The following is a 17,765-nucleotide window of genomic DNA, read 5'->3' as shown; positions in this document are numbered from 1 at the left end:
GACCGTCCTGAAGGTGATGCCGCAGTGACCACCACCCGCCCGTTCACCGTCTACCCAGCCATCGACGTGCGGGGCGGCACCGTCGTGCGCCTCCTGCGCGGCGACTACGACCAGGAGACCCGCTACACCGACGCCCCGGTGGCGGTGGCCGAGAACTACGCCCGCTCCGGAGCCAGGTGGCTGCACCTGGTCGACCTGGACGCCGCCCGTGCCGGCGGCTACACCCTGCTCGAGACCCTCACCCGGATCGTGGACACCACGGGGTTGGAGGTCCAGACGGGCGGTGGCGTGCGCAGCGCCGACGACGTGCAGCGGCTGCTGGACGCGGGCGCCACCCGGGTGGTCGTCGGGTCCCTGGCGGTCCGCGAGCCGGACACCGTCATCGACTGGCTCGAGCGCTTCGGACCCGAGCAGATCACCGTCGCGCTGGACACCCGGATCGGTGAGGACGGGGTGTGGAAGCTGCCGACGGCCGGCTGGACGGCGGTGGGCGAGCAGGACCTCATCACCTGCCTGCACCAGTACGACGGCTCCGGGCTGCGGCACGTGCTCTGCACCGACATCGGCCGGGACGGCACCCTGTCCGGACCCAACTTCCACCTGTACACGATGCTGACCCGGTCCGCGCCGCACCTGCTCGTGCAGGCCTCCGGCGGCGCCCGCAGCGTCGACGACGTGCGCGCCGCCCGGCGCATCGGCTGCTCCGGCATCATCCTGGGAAAGGCGCTGCTCGAGGGCCGGCTCACCGTCGGCGACGCCGTCCAGGAGGAGGCGCCGTGACGCTGGCCCGGCGGATCATCCCCTGCCTCGACGTGCGCGACGGGCGGGTGGTCAAGGGCACGCAGTTCCGCGACCACGTCGACATGGGCGACATCGTCGAGCTCGCCACCCGTTATGCCGCCGAGGGCGCCGACGAGCTCGTGTTCTACGACATCACCGCCAGCCCGGAGGGGCGGGGCGTCGACGTCGGCTGGGTGACGCGGGTCGCGCGGGCCATCGACATCCCGTTCTGCGTGGCCGGCGGCATCCGGTCCGTCGAGGCCGCGCGTGCGGTCCTGCACGCCGGGGCGGACAAGATCTCGGTCAACACCCCCGCCACCCAGCGCCCCGAGCTGGTCACCGAGCTGGCTCAGGCCTTCGGGGTGCAGTGCGTCGTGGTCGGCGTCGACAGCCTGCGCGACGCGGACGGGGTGTGGCGCATCCGCCAGCTCACCGGCAGTCCCGACGCGACCCGCGCCCTGCAGGTCACCACCCTCGACTGGGTGCGCCGCGTGCAGGAGCTGGGGGCCGGCGAGGTCGTGCTCAACTGCATGGGTTCCGACGGGGTCCGGACCGGGTACGACGTCGAGCAGCTCGCCGCGGTGCGTCAGGTCTGCGGGGTCCCGCTCGTCGCCTCCGGGGGAGCGGGTGCGCCCGAGCACTTCGTCGAGGTGTTCCGCGACGCCGACGTGGACGGCGCGCTGGCCGCGACCGTCTTCCACAACGGCTCGGTGCCGATCCCCGCCCTCAAGCGCACCCTGCACGAGGCGGGCGTCGAGGTGCGGCTCGTGGAGGAGCCCGCATGAGCGTCCCGGTGCCGCTCCTTCCTGAGGGGACGACGGTCGAGGAGGTCGACTTCGCCAAGAGCGGTGGCCTGGTGCCGGGCGTCGTCCAGCACGCCCGCACCGGTCAGGTGCTCATGGTCGGCTTCCTCGACGACGACGCGCTGCGCACGACGCTGAGCAGCGGCCTGGCCACCTTCCGCAGCCGCAGCCGGGGCGGGCGGTGGACCAAGGGCGAGACCAGCGGGAACGTCCTGAGCGTCGAGGCCGTCGAGGTCGACTGCGACCGCGACACCCTGCTGCTGCACGCCATACCCGCCGGCCCGACGTGCCACACCGGTGACCCGACGTGCTTCGGCGCGGCGGCGCTGCCGGGGTCGTTCGTCCACGAGCTCGACGAGGTGGTCCGGGGCCGCCACGAGCTGCGGCCGGAGGGTTCCTACACGACGGCGCTGTTCGACGGCGGCGTCCGTCGGATCGCGCAGAAGGTCGGTGAGGAGGGCGTGGAGACGGCCCTCGCCGCGGTGGCGCAGGACGACGAGGCGTTGCTGGGGGAGTCGGCCGACCTCGTCTACCACCTGCTGGTGCTCCTGCGCTCGCGGGGGCTGGGGCTCGACGACGTCGAGCGGGTGCTGCGCGAGCGCCACGGCTGAGACCGCAGCCCCGCTGCACCTCCTTCGCTCCACTCCGCCCACCAGTCCGCCCGCACTACCGGGCGGAAGTCCTGCTTCCCGTCGGAAATATCCGTCGGGAAGCACGATGTCTGCCCGGTAGTCAGTGGTCGGTAGTCGGTAGTCGGCACGTCGACGCGGTCAGCCAGAGGGGCGGGGTGCCTCCGCCGGCCGGGTGCTGCGCAGCCCGACCCCCGCCAGCTCGAGGTCGGCGAGCGCGCGCAGGGCGGCCGGGTCGCCGGAGCGGAAGGCGCCCACCGGGTCGGCGAATGCCGTCTGGAGCCGGCGCGGGTCCTGTCGCACGAGGGCACGCAGGGCGAGCAGCTCGATGGACTCCGGGTCGGCGACCTCCCGGCCGAGCGCGGCCGCCCGCCGCATCCACGCGACCCGCACGACCAGCCACAGCAGGACGACGAGCAGGATCGGGGTGGCCGCGGACAGGGACGCGACGACCCACGCCACCGTGGAGACCGACCTCTCGAGCTGGTCCGCGGCAGCCACGAGGTCGGTGCCGACGCCGGCCGCCCCCCGGAAGGGTGCGTCCAGGCGGCTCCCCACCAGCGGGATCTCCGTGACGGTCGCGGCCGCCTCGGTCATCCGGTCGCGCAGCGAGGTGCCGGCGTCCCGCAGGGGAACGGCCGGTGCCGCCAGCGTCATCACCAGGGCGTGCACCCAGCGGGCGACGAGCACCCAGAGCACCACCCAGGCGAGCACGAGGAGGTCCGCGAGCACCTGTCGGGTGCGTCGTCCTGGGGCATCGGCATACCAGCGCATGGGTCCAGTCTTTACGATCGGGGGGTGTCCGGCCCATCCTCTCCCCCCGTCGCCCCGCGCAGCCTGCTGCGCCGCGCCACGGACGGCTGGCTGGACCATCTCCGGGTCGAACGGGGGCGGTCCGAGCACACGCTCGCCGCCTACCGGCGCGACACCGACCGCTACCTCTCCTTCCTCGCCGCCCAGGACATCGAGGACCCCGCGGCCGTGACCGAGCAGCACGTCACCGCCTTCCTGGCGCACCTGCGCCGCGGCGACCCAGAGCGCCCACCCCTGGCCGCGACCTCGGCGGCCCGGGCCGTGGTCGCGGTCCGGGGCCTGCACAGGTTCCTCGCCGTCGAGGGCGAGGTCACGACCGACCCGGCGCAGGACGTCCAGCCCCCCACGCCGCCCCGCCGCCTGCCCACGGCCCTGAGCGTCCACGACGTCGAACGGCTCCTGCAGGCGGCCTCCGTCGGCGACACGCCGGCAGCCCTGCGCGACCGGGCGCTCCTGGAGGTCCTCTACGGCTGCGGGGCGCGCGTCAGCGAGGCGATCGGTCTCGACGTCGACGACCTGGAGCTGGGCCGCGCCGGGGACGGCACCGGGGGAGTGGTGCGCCTGTTCGGCAAGGGGAGCAAGGAGCGGATCGTGCCGATGGGCCGCTTCGCCCGGGACGCCCTCGACACCTGGCTGGTCCGAGGTCGACCGGGTATGGCGAGCGCCGGGCGGGGCACGCCCGCCGTCTTCGTCAACGCCCGGGGCGGGAGGCTGTCGCGCCAGTCGGCGTGGAACGCGATCCGGGCCGCCGCCGACCGGGCGGGCCTGACTGGTGACATCTCGCCCCACACCCTGCGGCACTCCTTCGCGACCCACCTGCTGGACGGCGGGGCGGACGTGCGGGTGGTGCAGGAGCTGCTGGGGCATGCCTCGGTGACGACCACGCAGATCTACACGCACGTCTCGACGCAGCACCTGCGCGAGGTCTACGCACAGGCCCACCCACGGGCCCGCAGCTGATCCCTCGACCTCTGGTCGAGGTTCAGCCGGTGAAGCCAGCCGGTGAGGACCGGATAGGGTCGACCTGATCGGCGGGAGGCCGAGCACGACGCGAGCGAGGTTGGAGAAAACACACGTGAACCGCGAGGCACACGCCACCTACGACCGCCTGCCCGGCACCGAGACGACGGGTGTGGGTCAGGACGGGCCGACCGGGCGTCCCCTGCCCGACTTCCCTGCTCCCGCACCGCTGACCAACCACGGCCCCGCGCGCATCATCGCGATGTGCAACCAGAAGGGCGGGGTCGGCAAGACCACCACGACGATCAACCTGGGTGCCGCCCTGGCCGAGTACGGCCGCAAGGTGCTGCTCGTCGACTTCGACCCCCAGGGCGCGCTCTCGGTCGGCTTCGGGGTGCGCACGCACGAGCTCGACCAGACCGTCTACACCCTCCTGGTCGAGCGCGGCGTCGACGTCCGCGACGTCATCCGCAGCACCTCCGTGCCCAACATCGACCTGCTGCCGGCCAACATCGACCTGTCGGCCGCCGAGGTGCAGCTGGTGGGCGAGGTGGCCCGCGAGCAGATCCTCGCCCGCGTCCTGCGCCCGGTGCTCGACGACTACGACGTCGTGCTCATCGACTGCCAGCCCTCCCTCGGCCTGCTCACCGTCAACGCGCTGACCGCCGCGCACGGCGTCCTCATCCCGCTGGAGTGCGAGTTCTTCGCGATGCGCGGGGTGGCGCTGCTCATCGAGACGATCGACAAGATCACCGACCGGCTCAACCCGCGCCTGCAGATCGACGGGATCCTGCCGACGATGTACGACGGCCGAACCCTGCACTCCCGGGAGGTCGTGCGCAGCGTCGTGGACCACTTCGACGAGCTCGTCTTCCACACCGTGATCAGCCGCACCATCAAGTTCCCGGACGCGACGCTCGCCGCCGAGCCGATCACGTCCTACGCCAGCACCCACGCCGGTGCCGAGGCCTACCGTCAGCTGGCGCGCGAGCTCATCTCGCGCGGCGGCTCGCCCTGACGGTGAAGACCGCTCCGCCCCGGACCGACGCGCCGGCGGCCCCGACACCGGGCGGAGTGCTCACCCGCTCGCACGCGGGGTTCGAGGTCCACCTCGCCGTCTTCTCCGGACCCTTCGAGCTGCTGCTCGGCCTCATCGCCAAGCACAAGCTCGACGTCACCGAGATCGCCCTGGCCAGCGTCACCGACGAGTTCATCGCCCACCTTCGCGCCGCGCAGGCCGACCAGGTCGAGTGGGACCTGTCGCAGGCCAGCGAGTTCGTCCTCATCGCGGCCACCCTGCTCGACCTCAAGGCCGCGCGGCTGCTGCCCAACGCGCGGGAGGACGACGAGGAGGACCTCGCCCTCATCGACGCCCGGGACCTGCTCTTCGCCCGGCTGCTGCAGTACCGGGCCTTCAAGCTGGTGGCCGACGAGCTGCGGCTGCGGATGGAGGGCGCGGGACGCATCTTCGCGCGCGACGTCGGCGTCGAGGAGCGCTTCGCCGCCCTGCTGCCCGAGCTCGTCCTCACCGTCACCCCCGAGCAGCTCGCGATGATCGCCGGGCGGGCGATGATCCCCAAGCCACCGCCCGCCGTCGGCGTCAGTCACCTGCACGCCCCCCAGGTGTCGGTGCGCGACCAGGCCTCGATCATCGTGGCCCGGCTGCGCGAGCACGGCACCGCCAGCTTCCGCGACCTCGTCAAGGACGCCGACACGACGCTGGTGATCGTCGCGCGCTTCCTGGCGCTCCTGGAGCTGTTCCGCGACGCCCTGGTCGCCCTCGACCAGGTGGAGGCGCTGGGGGAGCTGACCGTCCGGTGGACCGGCCCGGACAGCGGCCAGGTCGTCCTCGGCGACGAGTTCGACGAGGATGATGGGGTTCAGGACGAGGCCCCCGACCGTCAGGACGGAGCACAGGATGAGTGACGACGCCACTGCCCCCGCCCCGGAGGCGCTCCAGGTCGCGCTCGACCTGGAGCAGCTCCCCGGCGGGGCCAGGTCGGCTGTCGAGGCCGTCCTCATGGTCATCGACGAGCCGGTCACCGAGGAGGAGGTGGCCCAGGCGCTCGAGCTCCCGGTCGAGGACGTCGGAGCCCTGCTGGACGAGCTCGCCAAGGAGTATGCCGACTCGGCACGTGGTTTCGTGCTCCGCCGGCTCGGGGGCGGGTGGCGGATCTACACCCGTCCGGAATACGCGCCGGTCGTCGAACGCTTCCTCCTGGGCGGTCAGCAGGCCCGGCTCACCCAGGCCGCCCTGGAGACGCTGGCCGTGATCGCCTACCGGCAACCCGTCAGCCGCGCCCGCATCGGCGCCATCCGCGGGGTCAACGTGGACGGCGTCGTGCGCACCCTCCTGGCCCGCGGGATGGTCACCGAGGTCGGCCACGAGCCGACCGCCGGAGCCGTCCTCTACGGCACCACCGACCTGTTTCTCCAACGTATGGGACTTGACTCCCTCGACGACCTGCCCGCTCTCGCGCCCTACCTGCCGTCGGCAGAGGTGCTCGAGGAGCTGGCCGCGGAAGGACTCGCATGAACGATCGACAGCACCCCGGTGACGCCGGTGGACGTGGCCAGGGACAAGGCAGGGGCCAGGGTGGCGGAGGCCGCCGTCAGGGTCCGGGCCGTCCTGGTCGACCCGCGCCCCAGGGCGGCAGCGCAGGGCCGCGCCGTGCCGGCCGCCCGAAGCCGCCGGGCCGGGCCGGCCAGCCGTCGCGCCCGACGTCCGACGTCGACGTGCACGACCCGGACGGCGTCCGTCTGCAGAAGCTGCTCGCCGGTGCAGGGTTCGGCAGCCGTCGCGCCTGCGAGAAGCTCATCGAGGCGGGTCGCGTGCAGGTCGACGGGCACCTCGTCACCGAGCTCGGGGTCCGCGTCGACCCTGCCAAGCAGGTCGTGCACGTCGACGGCGACCGCGTCGTCGTCGACACCGACAGGGTCTACCTGGCGTTCAACAAGCCGGCCGGCGTGGTCTCGACGATGCACGACGACGAGGGTCGCCCGTGCCTGTCCGACTACGTGGGCCACCTCTCGGCCCGCCTCTTCCACGTCGGTCGTCTCGACCAGGACACCGAGGGTCTGCTGCTGCTCACCAACGACGGCGACCTCGCCCACCGCCTGCAGCACCCGGCCTACGGCGTGAAGAAGACGTACGTGGCCCAGGTCCACGGCCTGGTCGCCAGGGACGTCGGCAAGCAGCTGCGCGCGGGTGTGGAGCTGGAGGACGGGCTGGCCAAGGCCGACTCGTTCAAGCTCGTCGACTCGCTCCCCGGCCACTCGATCGTCGAGGTCGTCCTGCACGAGGGCCGCAAGCACATCGTCCGTCGGATGCTGGACGAGGTCGGTTTCCCGGTGGAGATCCTGGCCCGCACCCAGGTCGGCCCGATCCACCTCGGCGACCTGAAGTCCGGTCGCTACCGCCACCTGACGGCCGAGGAGGTCGCCCAGCTCTACCGCGCCGCCGAGCTCTGAGGCGGCGGCTCACAGGGCCACGGCCAGCGCCTCCGACAGCAGCAGCTCGCCGTCGACGGCCAGCCCCCGTCCGGTGAACCAGCCCGCCACCGTGGCGCAGTCGCGCTGCAGCAGCTCGACCCCGAACGGGTTGGCGACCAGGTCCACCACCTGCGGCAGGTCGATCGCCACGACGACCTCCCCGTGCAGGAGGAGGTTGTAGGGCGAGAGGTCGCCGTGCGCCCAGCCCAGGTCGGCCAGGCCGAGGACGACCTCACGCACCTGCTGCCAGCAGTGCTCGAGCAGGTCCGGGGCAGGTCGGGCCTGGGCGAGGCGAGGCGCAGCCAGCCCGTCGGGCGTGCCGACGAACTCCAGCAGCAGCTCGGTGTCCTGGACCGAGACGGGGTAGGGCACGGCCACTCCGGCCGCCCACGCCGCGCCGAGCGCCTCCCACTCCGCACGCGCCCACAGGCCGGCCGCCACCTGGCGTCCGTAGCTGGAGCCACGGGCAAGGGCACGCTGGTCCCGGCTGCGCTGCACCCCACGACCCTCGGTGTAGACGCTGCTGCGGTGGAACGAGCTGTGGGTGGCGTCGCGGTAGCGCTTGGCCGCGAGGAGGGACGACTCGCCTGTCAGCGCCGAGGCGCGCTCGAGCAGGAAGACGTCGGCCTCCTTGCCCGTCTTGAGGACACCGAGCTCGGTGTCGACGGCCCCGGAGTCCAGGACCACCCACTCGGGCAGCGGCTCGGGGCCGCGGTCGCCCCTGGCGACCTCCCAGTAGGTGGTGGGCCTGCGGGAGCCGTCCCCGGTCTCGGGCTCGTCGAGGCGGACGTAGTCGAAGGTGAAGAAGGGGTCGAGCTCAGCGTCGGCCGGGGCCGGCTGGTGGGGCTGTGACGTGGTCACGGGTGCTCCTGGGCAGAAGAGGACGGACGGTCGGCAGACCGGGGACGGTGTCGGACATCGGTCTCCTCCTCTTCTGGACGGGCACGGGGTAGGCCGCGTGCGTGCACCTTGCGTGCAGCATCGTCGCGCACCCCCGGCGGCGGCGGCAACGGCTTTTCGCACGGCCGGCACGTTAGGCTTGCGTGGTGCCCGACGCCCCCATCACCATCGCCATCGACGGCCCGAGCGGATCGGGCAAGTCGTCCGTCTCCAAGGCCGTCGCCCGCGAGCTCGGGCTCGGCTACCTCGACACCGGCGCGATGTACCGGGCCCTGGCGTGGTGGTGCCTGGAGCGCGAGATCGACCTCGCGGACCAGCCGTCGGTCGCCCAGGCCGCCCGTGAGCTGCCCCTCGTGATGGGCACCGACCCGGACGACAGCTCGGTGCGGGTGGGCGGGACCGACGTCGGCGCCGCCATCCGGGAGACGCGCATCAGCGAGCAGGTCTCGGCCGTCGCCACCAACCTCGACGTGCGCGCCGAGCTGCGCCGCCGTCAGCGCGAGCTCATCGAGCAGGAGCGCCGGCGGCACGGCGGGGTGGTCGTGGAGGGGCGCGACATCACGACGGTGGTGGCCCCGGACGCCGAGCACCGCATCCTGGTGACCGCCTCCGAGGACGCCCGGCTGAGCCGGCGCGCCACCGAGCTGCACGGCGCGGCCGCTGCCGAGCAGCTCGCCGCGACCCACGACCAGGTCGTCCGCCGCGACCGCGACGACGCCACCGTCAGCGCGTTCTTCGAGCCGGCCGACGGCGTGGTGGGGCTGGACACCTCCGACCTCACCTTCGAGCAGTCCGTGCGCGCCGTCCTCGACATCGTCCACGGCGCGGTCCCCGTGACCGCCGCCGGACCGCCCGACCCCGGCACACCCCATACCCCTGATGCTGAGGAGCACCGATGAGCCTGCCCACCGACCCCGACCCCAAGCTCGCCGCCTACGCGCACCCGGAGCGGCTGGTCACCACGCAGTGGCTCGTCGACCACCTCGGCGCGGACGGCCTGGTCGTGCTCGAGTCCGACGAGGACGTGCTGCTCTACGACACCGGGCACGTGCCCGGCTCGCTCAAGCTCGACTGGCACCTCGACCTCAACGACCCCCTGACCCGCGACTACGTGGACGGCGAGCGGTTCGCCGAGGTGATGGCCGAGCGCGGCGTCTCCCGCGAGACCACCGTGGTGATCTACGGCGACAAGTCCAACTGGTGGGCGGCCTACGCCCTGTGGGTGATGACGCTGTTCGGCCACGCCGACGTCCGGCTGCTCGACGGTGGCCGCGCGGCGTGGGTCGCGGAGGGCCGCGCGCTGACGACCGAGGTCCCCGAGGTCGAGCCGGGGGTCTACCCGATCGTCGAGCGCGACGACAGCCGTGTGCGCGCCTTCCGGGACGACGTGCTGGCGCACCTGGGCCGCCCGATGGTCGACGTCCGGTCGCCGGGCGAGTACTCCGGTGAGCTGCTGCACATGCCCGACTACCCGCAGGAGGGTGCCATGCGCGGCGGCCACATCCCCGGCGCGCGCTCCGTGCCGTGGGCGCGGGCGGCCAACGAGGACGGCACCTTCCGCGGCCGGGACGAGCTCGAGGCGATCTACCTGCAGGAGCAGGGGCTGACGCCGAGCGACGACGTCGTCGCCTACTGCCGTATCGGGGAGCGCTCGAGCCACACCTGGTTCGTGCTGACCCACCTGCTCGGCTTCGACAACGTCCGCAACTACGACGGTTCCTGGACCGAGTGGGGCAACTCCGTCGGCGTCCCGGTGGAGCGCTGATGCCCAGCACCACCGACCTGCCCGCCGCCCTCGCCGAGCTGGCCGAGGACTTCCACGCCGTCAGCGAGAGGGAGCGCCTCCAGCTGCTGCTCGAGCTCTCCCGGGAGCTCCCGGCGCTACCGTCGCGGTTCGCCGACAGCCTGGACTCGATGGAGCGCGTCGACGAGTGCCAGTCGCCCGTGTTCCTCGCGGTCGAGGTCGAGGACGACGCCGACAAGACCGTCCACCTCTTCTTCGATGCACCCCTCGAGGCGCCGACCACCCGCGGCTTCGCCGGGATCCTGCACGAGGGTCTCGACGGGCTGCCGGCCGAGCAGGTGCTGGGCGTCCCTGACGACGCGCCCTACCGGTTCGGCCTGGCCGAGGCGGTGTCGCCGCTGCGGATGCGCGGGATGGTCGGGATGCTGAGCCGCATCAAGCGTCAGGTCCGCCTGCGCCACGAGGTGCTGACCGCAGGAGGACAGACATGAGCGGGACGAAAGGTCACGACGGCACCCGCAAGGACGGCGTCGCTGACGGCGCCGACGGAGTCGAGGTCTTCGACGGCGTCGAGGTCGAGTGGACGGGTGGTCTCGACCCGGACGCCCCTGAGCCGGACCTGGTGCCGAGCGAGGACGACCTGCGTCTGGAGACGGCGCTGCGGGCCGGGCTGGAGGACTTCGAGCTGTCCGAGGAGGACCGCGCGCTGGTCGAGACCGGCGAGCTGCGTGCCGACGACGACGACGAGGACGAGTCCCGCCCCGTCGTCGCGATCATCGGGCGGCCCAACGTCGGCAAGTCGAGCCTGGTCAACCGGATCATCGGCCGCCGCGAGGCGGTCGTGGAGGACGTGCCCGGCGTGACGCGCGACCGGGTGGCCTACGACGCCGACTGGTCCGGTCGCCGGTTCACCCTCGTCGACACCGGCGGCTGGGAGGTCGACGCGACCGGGATCCACCTGCGGGTGGCCGAGCAGGCCGAGGTGGCCATCGAGCTGGCCGACGCGGTGATGTTCGTCGTGGACGCGACCGTGGGTGCCACCGACACCGACGAGCAGGTGGTGCGCCTGCTGCGCCGGTCCAAGAAGCCCGTCGTGCTCGTGGCCAACAAGGTCGACGACCAGCGCGGCGAGGGCGATGCCGCCGCCCTGTGGTCCCTCGGGCTGGGTCAGCCGTGGCCCGTCTCTGCGCTGCACGGCCGCGGCTCCGGCGACGCGCTCGACGCCCTGCTGGACGTCCTGCCCGAGAAGTCCTCCGTCTTCGGCGCCTACCGCCGTGGCGGGCCGCGGCGGGTCGCCCTCCTGGGCCGCCCCAACGTGGGCAAGTCGTCCTTGCTCAACAAGCTGGCGGGGGAGGAGCGTGTCGTCGTGGACGAGGTCGCGGGCACCACGCGCGACCCGGTCGACGAGCTCATCGAGCTCGGCGGCAAGGTATGGCGTTTCGTCGACACCGCGGGGATCCGTCGTCGGGTGCACCAGACCAAGGGTGCGGACTTCTACTCCTCGCTGCGCACCCAGACCGCGCTGGAGAAGGCCGAGGTGGCCGTCGTGCTCATCGACGTCTCCGCGCCGATCGCCGAGCAGGACGTCCGGGTGGTGCAGCAGGTCGTCGACGCCGGTCGCGCCCTGGTGATCGCCTACAACAAGTGGGACATCCTCGACGAGGAGCGCCAGTACTACCTCGAGCGGGAGATCGAGCGCGAGCTCGTCCAGATCACCTGGGCCCCCCGTGTCAACATCTCTGCGACGTCGGGCCGGAACGTGAAGAAGCTGGTGCCCGCGCTGGAGACGGCGCTGGCGAGCTGGGACCGGCGCATCCCGACCGGCAAGCTCAACTCCTTCTTCGGCGAGGTCGCGTCCGCTCACCCGCACCCGGTGCGCGGGGGCAAGCAGCCACGGATCCTCTTCGCGACCCAGGCCGACACCCGCCCCCCGAAGTTCGTGCTCTTCTCCTCCGGGTTCATCGAGGCCGGCTACCGCCGCTTCCTCGAGCGTCGGCTGCGGGAGGAGTTCGGCTTCGTGGGGAGCCCGATCGAGATCTCGGTGCGGGTCCGCGAGAAGCGCGCGCGCCGCTGAGTCGGCGCCGGTCCGGGCCGTGGGGTCGGCGCCGGTCCGGCTCGGCGCGGCATACTCCTCGGGGCCTTCGGGATTCGTGGCGTGGGGTCCGAGTGGGTTATGGTGATCCTCGCCTTCACGGGCCTCGGGCTGTGGCGCAGCTTGGTAGCGCACTTGACTGGGGGTCAAGGGGTCGCAGGTTCAAATCCTGTCAGCCCGACCGAGAGAACAGCGGCGCAAAGGCCCTGCCGGAGGAATCCGGCAGGGCCTCTGCCGTTCCCTCCAGTCGTCCCCTGACCACCAGGCCGGCCCTCCGCCCGCATCGCGAGACTATGGTCTGTGCCAACCGCGGGTGATGTGGCACCCGTGCAGACCATCGTCGAGCCGCTCTGCTGCGGCACGCCGGAAGCTCCCTCGTTCGTCCCCGGAGACGGGACGCCTCTCCCGCCTGGCCGTCGGACGCGGCAGCAGAAGTCATCGGGCTAGCCCTCTACACTGCCCGCTATGAGCACGGCGACGGGGGAACCTGCAGAGGACGGGCGCGACGGGCCCGACCTGCCGGTGAGCGACCGGCTCCTCACCCTGCCCAACGTGCTCAGCTTCATCCGTCTCCTCGGTGTCCCGATCTACCTCTGGCTCCTGCTGAGCGACCGCCTCGCCCTGGCAGGACTGGTCCTGGTGCTGTCCGGCTTCACCGACTACCTCGACGGCAAGATCGCGCGCCACTACCACCTCGAGAGCCGGCTCGGGCAGCTGCTGGACCCCGTCGCGGACCGTCTCTACATCGCGACCACGCTGCTCAGCCTCGCCTGGATCGACCTCATACCGTGGTGGTTGGTGGTCCTCCTCATGGCGCGCGACGCCCTCATCCTCGCCATGGCGCCCCTCGTGCGTCGGCACGCGCTGCCCATCCCGCCGGTGGACTTCGTCGGCAAGGCAGCCACCTTCAACCTCCTCGGCGCCTTTCCCCTCCTGATCTTCGGCCACGTCGAGGGCTGGTGGACGACAGCGTCGCTGGCGACCGGGTGGGCGCTGGTGTGGTGGGGTGCGGCGCTGTACTGGGTGACCGGCTTCATCTACGCCCGGCAGGTGCGGCAGATGCTCCGGCTGCGCGCGGGCCGGGAGGCCCGGGTATGAGGTGGTCGTCGCGTCCCGGCGTCACGCGCGACCCCGACCCCGCTGCCTCGATGGCGGTGCTCGAAGAGGTGCTGGACCCACCCGTGGGCCCGGGCTACCACTCGGCCGCAGAGGCCCGCGTGAGCGTCGGCCTCCCGCCCTCGCCGGGGTCCCGCACCTGGCTGATGCTGCTGACCGCCCTGGCCCTCGGCTTCCTCATCACCGTGTCGGCGGTGACCCTGCGCACCCCCGACCCGGCCGCCGCGGAGACACGCGCCCAGCTGATCGAGCGCATCGAGTCGGCCGAGGATGAGGGCGACGAGCAGAGCCTCAGGCTGGAGACCCTGCGCGCCGACATCCTGCTCCTGGAGCAGCGGCAGGCGCTCGCCGCCGAGGGTCCGGTGGCCGAGCGCGAGATCACCGAGAGCGGGGTGCTCGTGGGTGCTGGGACGGTCGAGGGCCCGGGCGTGGTCGTCGCGCTGGCCGACGCCACCCGTGCCGTCGACGCGGCACCCGGCGACGAGGCGGACCCGGAGCGGGTCAACGCCCGCGACATCCAGCTGGTCGTCAACGGGCTCTGGGCCGCGGGTGCCGAGGTCGTCGCGGTCAACGACCAGCGGCTCACCAGCATGTCGGCCATCCGGTTCGCCGGGGAGGCCATCATCGTGGACTTCCGGACGATCGCGCCGCCCTACGAGGTGCGCGCCATCGGGGACCCTGTCCGGCTCGAGACCGAGGCGACGACCGGGGCCACCGGCGCCTACCTGCGCGAGCTGCGCCAGCAGCTCGGGCTGCAGACCGAGGTCAGCGTGCGGGAGAACATCACCATCGGACCGGCCGAGCGGCTGTCCACCCGGGTCGGCACGGTGCCGGACCCGGAACAGACGGAGGAGAACCGATGATCCCGGTCCTGGGCCTGATCGCCGGCGTGCTGCTGGGACTCGTGGTGAGCCCGGAGGTGCCCCTGTGGCTGCAGCCCTACCTGCCGATCGCCGTGATCGCGGCGCTCGACGCCGTCTTCGGAGCTGCCCGCGCCTCGCTGGAGGGCATCTTCAACGACCGTGTGTTCGTCATCTCCTTCCTGTCCAATGTCGTCGTCGCCGCGCTCATCGTCTTCCTGGGGAACCAGCTGGGCGTGGGCGCCCAGCTCTCGACCGGCGTCGTCGTGGTCCTCGGGCTGCGGATCTTCTCCAACGTCGCCGCCATCCGACGACACCTGCTGGGGGCCTGATGGTGGTGGTCGACAAGGAGCCCCGCAAGCCCCGCGGGCGCGGCCGTTCGGAGCGTCCTTCGCCCACGCCGGCCGAGGCGCGCCGCAGGCTCTCCGCGCTCGGTCGGTTCCACCCCGCCCCGGGGCAGATCGTCGCGGCGGTGCTGACGGCCCTGCTCGGCGTCGCGCTCGTGGCCCAGGTGCGCAGCGCCGACGAGGCCGGCCTGAGCCAGCTGCGGCAGAGCGAGCTCGTGGGTCTGCTCGACGACGTCACCGGCCGCGTGTCCTCGCTCCAGCAGGAGGTCGTCCAGCTGGAGGCCGACCGGGCGCGGCTCCAGGGTGAGCAGGGTGACGTCGCGGCCGTCGAGGCGGCCCAGGACCGCCTCGAGTCCTACACCATCCTCGCCGGCACCGCCCCCGTCGAGGGTCCGGGCATCACCGTCTTCGTCAACGACCCGGACGGTGTGGTCACCCAGACCATGCTGCTCGACGCGATCCAGGAGCTGCGCGACGCCGGCGCCGAGGCCATCCAGGTAGGTGCTGTCAGGGTGGTCGCCTCGACCTGGGTGGGGACGGACCCGGATGGGCGGCTGACCCTGGACGGGCGCGTGCTCACGGCGCCCTACCGGATCAGTGCGATCGGTGAACCCCACACCCTCTCGGGGGCCATGGCGATCCCCGGCGGCTTCAGCGACAGCCTGCGCGGGGCCGGGGCGGGCGTCGACGTCGTGGAGAGCGACGAGCTGCTCATCGACGCGTTGCACGAGCCGCAGCAGCCTCGCTACGCTCGCCCCGTCGAGCCGACGGCGCAGCCGTAGGATAGACATGGCGTACCACCGGCCGGTCGCAGCGCAGCGCAGCGCCTAGCCCCTTCCCAAGGAGAGCGATGAGCACCCTGCAGTATCCCGACGACCTTCGCTACACCACGGACCACGAGTGGGTCCGGGACCAGGGGGACGGCGTCGTCCGCATCGGCATCACCGCCTTCGCGCAGGACGCCCTCGGCGATGTGGTCTACGTCTCTCTGCCGACCGTCGGCGACACGGTGGCCGTCGGTGACTCGGTCGGCGAGGTCGAGTCGACCAAGTCGGTCAGCGACATCTACGCCCCCGTGGCCGGTGAGGTGACGGGCGTCAACGACGCGCTCGACGCCACCCCCGAGCTGCTCAACACCGACACCTACGGCGAGGGGTGGATGTACGAGGTGCGGGTGGAGGACCCGGCCGTCCTGGAGTCCCTCCTCGACAGCGCCGCCTACCAGGCACAGCTCGACTGACCGACGGGCCTGTCGGCCCGCTGCACTAGAGTGGGACCGCCGGTCCGCAGCAGCGCTCCGGCGGGCCTGACGGCCCGGATACCACGCACGACAGAGGAGGTCAGCCCGTGAGCGACCGCGACCGTGAGCACCATGACCTCGGCGCCGACCCTTCCACCGCTCGCATCGGTCGTGGCGGTGACGTCCCGGCCACGGAGTACACCTTCGACGAGGAGCTCCCCAGGCTCTCGCCGGAGGACCAGCGCACCGTGGATGCACTGCGTCCCGGCACCGCACTGCTCATCGTGCTGCGCGGTCCCAACACCGGCGCGCGGTTCCTGCTGGACGCCGACGAGGTGACCTCCGGACGGCACCCGCGCAGCGACATCTTCCTCGACGACGTCACGGTCTCCCGTCGGCACGCCGTCTTCGCCCGGTCGGGGGAGGGTTACCTCGTCCGCGACGTCGGGTCTCTCAACGGCACCTACGTCAACCGGCAGCGCATCGACGAGGCCGAGCTGAACCCCGGCGACGAGGTGCAGATCGGCAAGTTCCGCCTGGTGTTCTACCGCGGACGCTCGTGACCTCTGCGGCCCGCGCCGAGCCCGGCGCGACCGGCATCTCCATCGGCACGGTGCTGCGTGCCCTGCAGCCCGACTTCCCTGACCTGACGATCTCCAAGATCCGCTACCTGGAGACCGAGGGGCTCATCAGTCCCGAGCGCCGCTCGTCGGGCTACCGCCTGTTCGCCGAGGCGGACGTCGCGCGGCTGCGGTTCATCCTCACGGCCCAGCGCGACCGGTTCTGGCCGCTGAAGGTCATCAAGGACGCGCTCGACCGGCTCGACCAGGGGCTGGACATCCCCGGACTGACCTCCGACGGGTCGGTGGTCCCGCCCACCCCCGCGCCGGACGAGGGTCCGGGCACCGCGGTCGCCGACCTCAGCGCGGCTGCCCTGCGGCGACGCCGGGCGGTGCGGATCACGCCGGCCGAGCTGCGGGAGCGGACAGGGCTGGACCATGCTGCCTACGGTCAGCTCAAGGCCTTCGGCCTGCTGCGCACCGATGCCTCAGGGCGCCACCACGCCGACGACCTCGACGTCGCGACGGCGGCCGCCGCGCTGTCCCGCTACGGCCTCGAGGCCCGCCACCTGCGCGCCTTCCGGGTGGGTGCCGACCGCGAGCTGGGTCTGACCCAGCAGATCCTCGAGCCGCTACGCCGCCGCAGGGCCCGCGGGGCTTCGGGTCCGGACCCCGCCGAGACCGAGGCTCAGCTGCTCTCGGCGATGCTGTCACTGCACGTGGCCCTGGTCCGTTCCGGCCTGGCCGACGGTCACTGACCGCACCGCCGTCGCCGACACGGGGCAGACACCTGCGCAGCTGCCCGCCGACGGGGGTACCGTGGGACGGGTGATAGAGCTCGACGTCCTCGGTGTACGGGTCGAGATGCCGACCAACAGCCCCATCGTGCTCCTTCGCGAGCGCGACGGGCAGCGGTACGTCCCCATCTGGATCGGCGCGCCCGAGGCCACGGCCATCGCCTACGCCCAGCAGGGCGTCGAGCCGCCGCGCCCGCTCACCCACGACCTCATGGCCACCATCATCGCCGAGCTCGACCACCACGTGGAGAAGGTGCACATCACCTCCCTGGAGGAGGGCATCTACCGGGCAGAGCTGCACTTCGACGGTGGGACCGTCATCTCTGCCCGCCCCTCGGACGCCATCGCCCTGGCGCTGCGCACCGGGTCACCGATCCTCGCGTCCGAGGACCTGCTCGACGAGGTCGGCATCACGATGGCGGTGGAGGAGGACGACGAGGTCGAACGGTTCCGTGAGTTCCTCGACTCGGTCTCGGCCGAGGACTTCGAGGAGGAAGCGTGAGACCGGGTCCCGGTCGCCGGCCCCGCCACGGCGCGTCGGTCGTTGACCCGGCGGGGTGGGCGCCCTACGGTCAGGGTGTGCACATCGTGCACACGAGTCACATCTGTCACACCCTCGAGGAGGATCGGTG

Annotated in this window: 22 protein-coding genes and 1 tRNA gene; 21 read left to right on the top strand and 2 right to left on the bottom strand. The window is 72.4% G+C overall.

Annotation, left to right across the window (positions count from 1 at the left end):
* The first annotated feature begins 24 nt into the window (after positions 1 to 24).
* The 3 genes from hisA to hisIE are packed head-to-tail and all read left to right on the top strand — an operon-like array spanning position 25 to position 2,194.
* Entirely contained in the window at positions 25 to 780 is a 756-nt protein-coding gene (hisA, locus tag ACI3ET_RS04410; protein WP_405031746.1) for a 1-(5-phosphoribosyl)-5-[(5-phosphoribosylamino)methylideneamino]imidazole-4-carboxamide isomerase, read from the top strand.
* On the top strand, positions 777 to 1,565 hold the full coding sequence (gene hisF, locus ACI3ET_RS04405; RefSeq protein ID WP_405031745.1) for an imidazole glycerol phosphate synthase subunit HisF: 789 nt from the start codon (positions 777 to 779) through the stop codon (positions 1,563 to 1,565). The genes hisA and hisF overlap by 4 nt, the downstream gene beginning before the upstream one ends.
* Positions 1,562 to 2,194, top strand: coding sequence for a bifunctional phosphoribosyl-AMP cyclohydrolase/phosphoribosyl-ATP diphosphatase HisIE (hisIE, locus tag ACI3ET_RS04400; protein ID WP_405031744.1), 633 nt, complete (start codon positions 1,562 to 1,564; stop codon positions 2,192 to 2,194). Before hisF ends, hisIE begins: the two co-directional genes overlap by 4 nt.
* A 159-nt stretch (positions 2,195 to 2,353) precedes the next feature.
* Here hisIE and ACI3ET_RS04395 read toward each other — a convergent pair whose 3' ends face one another.
* On the bottom strand, positions 2,354 to 2,986 hold the full coding sequence (locus tag ACI3ET_RS04395) for a hypothetical protein (protein WP_405031743.1): 633 nt from the start codon (positions 2,984 to 2,986) through the stop codon (positions 2,354 to 2,356).
* A gap of 24 nt (positions 2,987 to 3,010) precedes the next feature.
* Between ACI3ET_RS04395 and xerD the strand changes: the two genes are divergently transcribed.
* The 5 genes from xerD to ACI3ET_RS04370 all read left to right on the top strand — a co-directional run bounded on the left by xerD (position 3,011) and on the right by ACI3ET_RS04370 (position 7,456).
* Positions 3,011 to 3,985, top strand: a complete 975-nt coding sequence (gene xerD / locus ACI3ET_RS04390; RefSeq protein WP_405031742.1) for a site-specific tyrosine recombinase XerD — start codon at positions 3,011 to 3,013, stop codon at positions 3,983 to 3,985.
* 115 nt (positions 3,986 to 4,100) lie between these two features.
* Positions 4,101 to 5,003, top strand: a complete 903-nt coding sequence (locus tag ACI3ET_RS04385; RefSeq protein ID WP_405031741.1) for a ParA family protein — start codon at positions 4,101 to 4,103, stop codon at positions 5,001 to 5,003.
* Between the two features lie 2 nt (positions 5,004 to 5,005).
* The gene (locus ACI3ET_RS04380; RefSeq protein WP_405031740.1) at positions 5,006 to 5,911 is read left to right on the top strand and encodes a segregation and condensation protein A; all 906 of its coding nucleotides are present in this window, start codon (positions 5,006 to 5,008) and stop codon (positions 5,909 to 5,911) included.
* Positions 5,904 to 6,521 (top strand): SMC-Scp complex subunit ScpB, encoded by a 618-nt coding sequence (gene scpB, locus ACI3ET_RS04375; protein WP_405031739.1) that lies wholly within the window; start codon positions 5,904 to 5,906, stop codon positions 6,519 to 6,521. Before ACI3ET_RS04380 ends, scpB begins: the two co-directional genes overlap by 8 nt.
* Entirely contained in the window at positions 6,518 to 7,456 is a 939-nt protein-coding gene (locus tag ACI3ET_RS04370) for a pseudouridine synthase (RefSeq protein ID WP_405031738.1), read from the top strand. Before scpB ends, ACI3ET_RS04370 begins: the two co-directional genes overlap by 4 nt.
* A gap of 9 nt (positions 7,457 to 7,465) precedes the next feature.
* On the opposite strand, the gene ACI3ET_RS04365 is transcribed toward ACI3ET_RS04370, so the two are convergent.
* Complete coding sequence (locus tag ACI3ET_RS04365) at positions 7,466 to 8,338, bottom strand: serine protein kinase RIO (protein ID WP_405031737.1); 873 nt, start codon at positions 8,336 to 8,338, stop codon at positions 7,466 to 7,468.
* Between the two features lie 185 nt (positions 8,339 to 8,523).
* Here ACI3ET_RS04365 and cmk point away from each other — a divergent pair, with 185 nt between their 5' ends.
* The 13 genes from cmk to ACI3ET_RS04300 all read left to right on the top strand — a co-directional run bounded on the left by cmk (position 8,524) and on the right by ACI3ET_RS04300 (position 17,635).
* A complete protein-coding gene (cmk, locus tag ACI3ET_RS04360; RefSeq protein ID WP_405031736.1) occupies positions 8,524 to 9,276 on the top strand; it encodes a (d)CMP kinase in 753 nt (250 codons plus the stop codon).
* A complete protein-coding gene (locus tag ACI3ET_RS04355) occupies positions 9,273 to 10,142 on the top strand; it encodes a sulfurtransferase (RefSeq protein WP_405031735.1) in 870 nt (289 codons plus the stop codon). Before cmk ends, ACI3ET_RS04355 begins: the two co-directional genes overlap by 4 nt.
* Complete coding sequence (locus tag ACI3ET_RS04350; RefSeq protein WP_405031734.1) at positions 10,142 to 10,612, top strand: SufE family protein; 471 nt, start codon at positions 10,142 to 10,144, stop codon at positions 10,610 to 10,612. The genes ACI3ET_RS04355 and ACI3ET_RS04350 overlap by 1 nt, the downstream gene beginning before the upstream one ends.
* Positions 10,609 to 12,195 (top strand): ribosome biogenesis GTPase Der, encoded by a 1,587-nt coding sequence (gene der, locus ACI3ET_RS04345; RefSeq protein ID WP_405031733.1) that lies wholly within the window; start codon positions 10,609 to 10,611, stop codon positions 12,193 to 12,195. Before ACI3ET_RS04350 ends, der begins: the two co-directional genes overlap by 4 nt.
* 125 nt (positions 12,196 to 12,320) lie before the next feature.
* Positions 12,321 to 12,394, top strand: a tRNA-Pro gene (locus ACI3ET_RS04340).
* 284 nt (positions 12,395 to 12,678) lie between these two features.
* Positions 12,679 to 13,311 carry a CDP-alcohol phosphatidyltransferase family protein gene (locus ACI3ET_RS04335; protein ID WP_405031732.1) on the top strand — a complete coding sequence of 211 codons (633 nt, stop codon included), beginning with the start codon at positions 12,679 to 12,681 and terminating at the stop codon, positions 13,309 to 13,311.
* Positions 13,308 to 14,192 (top strand): DUF881 domain-containing protein, encoded by an 885-nt coding sequence (locus tag ACI3ET_RS04330; protein ID WP_405031731.1) that lies wholly within the window; start codon positions 13,308 to 13,310, stop codon positions 14,190 to 14,192. Before ACI3ET_RS04335 ends, ACI3ET_RS04330 begins: the two co-directional genes overlap by 4 nt.
* Positions 14,189 to 14,521 (top strand): small basic family protein, encoded by a 333-nt coding sequence (locus ACI3ET_RS04325; protein WP_405031730.1) that lies wholly within the window; start codon positions 14,189 to 14,191, stop codon positions 14,519 to 14,521. Before ACI3ET_RS04330 ends, ACI3ET_RS04325 begins: the two co-directional genes overlap by 4 nt.
* Positions 14,521 to 15,318 (top strand): DUF881 domain-containing protein, encoded by a 798-nt coding sequence (locus tag ACI3ET_RS04320; RefSeq protein ID WP_405031729.1) that lies wholly within the window; start codon positions 14,521 to 14,523, stop codon positions 15,316 to 15,318. Before ACI3ET_RS04325 ends, ACI3ET_RS04320 begins: the two co-directional genes overlap by 1 nt.
* A 68-nt stretch (positions 15,319 to 15,386) precedes the next feature.
* Positions 15,387 to 15,776, top strand: coding sequence for a glycine cleavage system protein GcvH (gcvH, locus tag ACI3ET_RS04315; RefSeq protein WP_405031728.1), 390 nt, complete (start codon positions 15,387 to 15,389; stop codon positions 15,774 to 15,776).
* Positions 15,777 to 15,883: 107 nt separating this feature from the next.
* Positions 15,884 to 16,339, top strand: a complete 456-nt coding sequence (locus ACI3ET_RS04310; RefSeq protein ID WP_405031727.1) for an FHA domain-containing protein — start codon at positions 15,884 to 15,886, stop codon at positions 16,337 to 16,339.
* Positions 16,336 to 17,094, top strand: a complete 759-nt coding sequence (gene ftsR, locus ACI3ET_RS04305) for a transcriptional regulator FtsR (RefSeq protein WP_405031726.1) — start codon at positions 16,336 to 16,338, stop codon at positions 17,092 to 17,094. Before ACI3ET_RS04310 ends, ftsR begins: the two co-directional genes overlap by 4 nt.
* Before the next feature lie 70 nt (positions 17,095 to 17,164).
* Complete coding sequence (locus tag ACI3ET_RS04300) at positions 17,165 to 17,635, top strand: bifunctional nuclease family protein (RefSeq protein ID WP_405031725.1); 471 nt, start codon at positions 17,165 to 17,167, stop codon at positions 17,633 to 17,635.
* Positions 17,636 to 17,765: the final 130 nt, after the last annotated feature.

This window comes from Ornithinimicrobium jinqii, from assembly GCF_045032595.1.
Classification (GTDB): domain Bacteria; phylum Actinomycetota; class Actinomycetes; order Actinomycetales; family Dermatophilaceae; genus Ornithinicoccus.
This window is presented reverse-complemented; position numbering and strand designations above follow the sequence as displayed.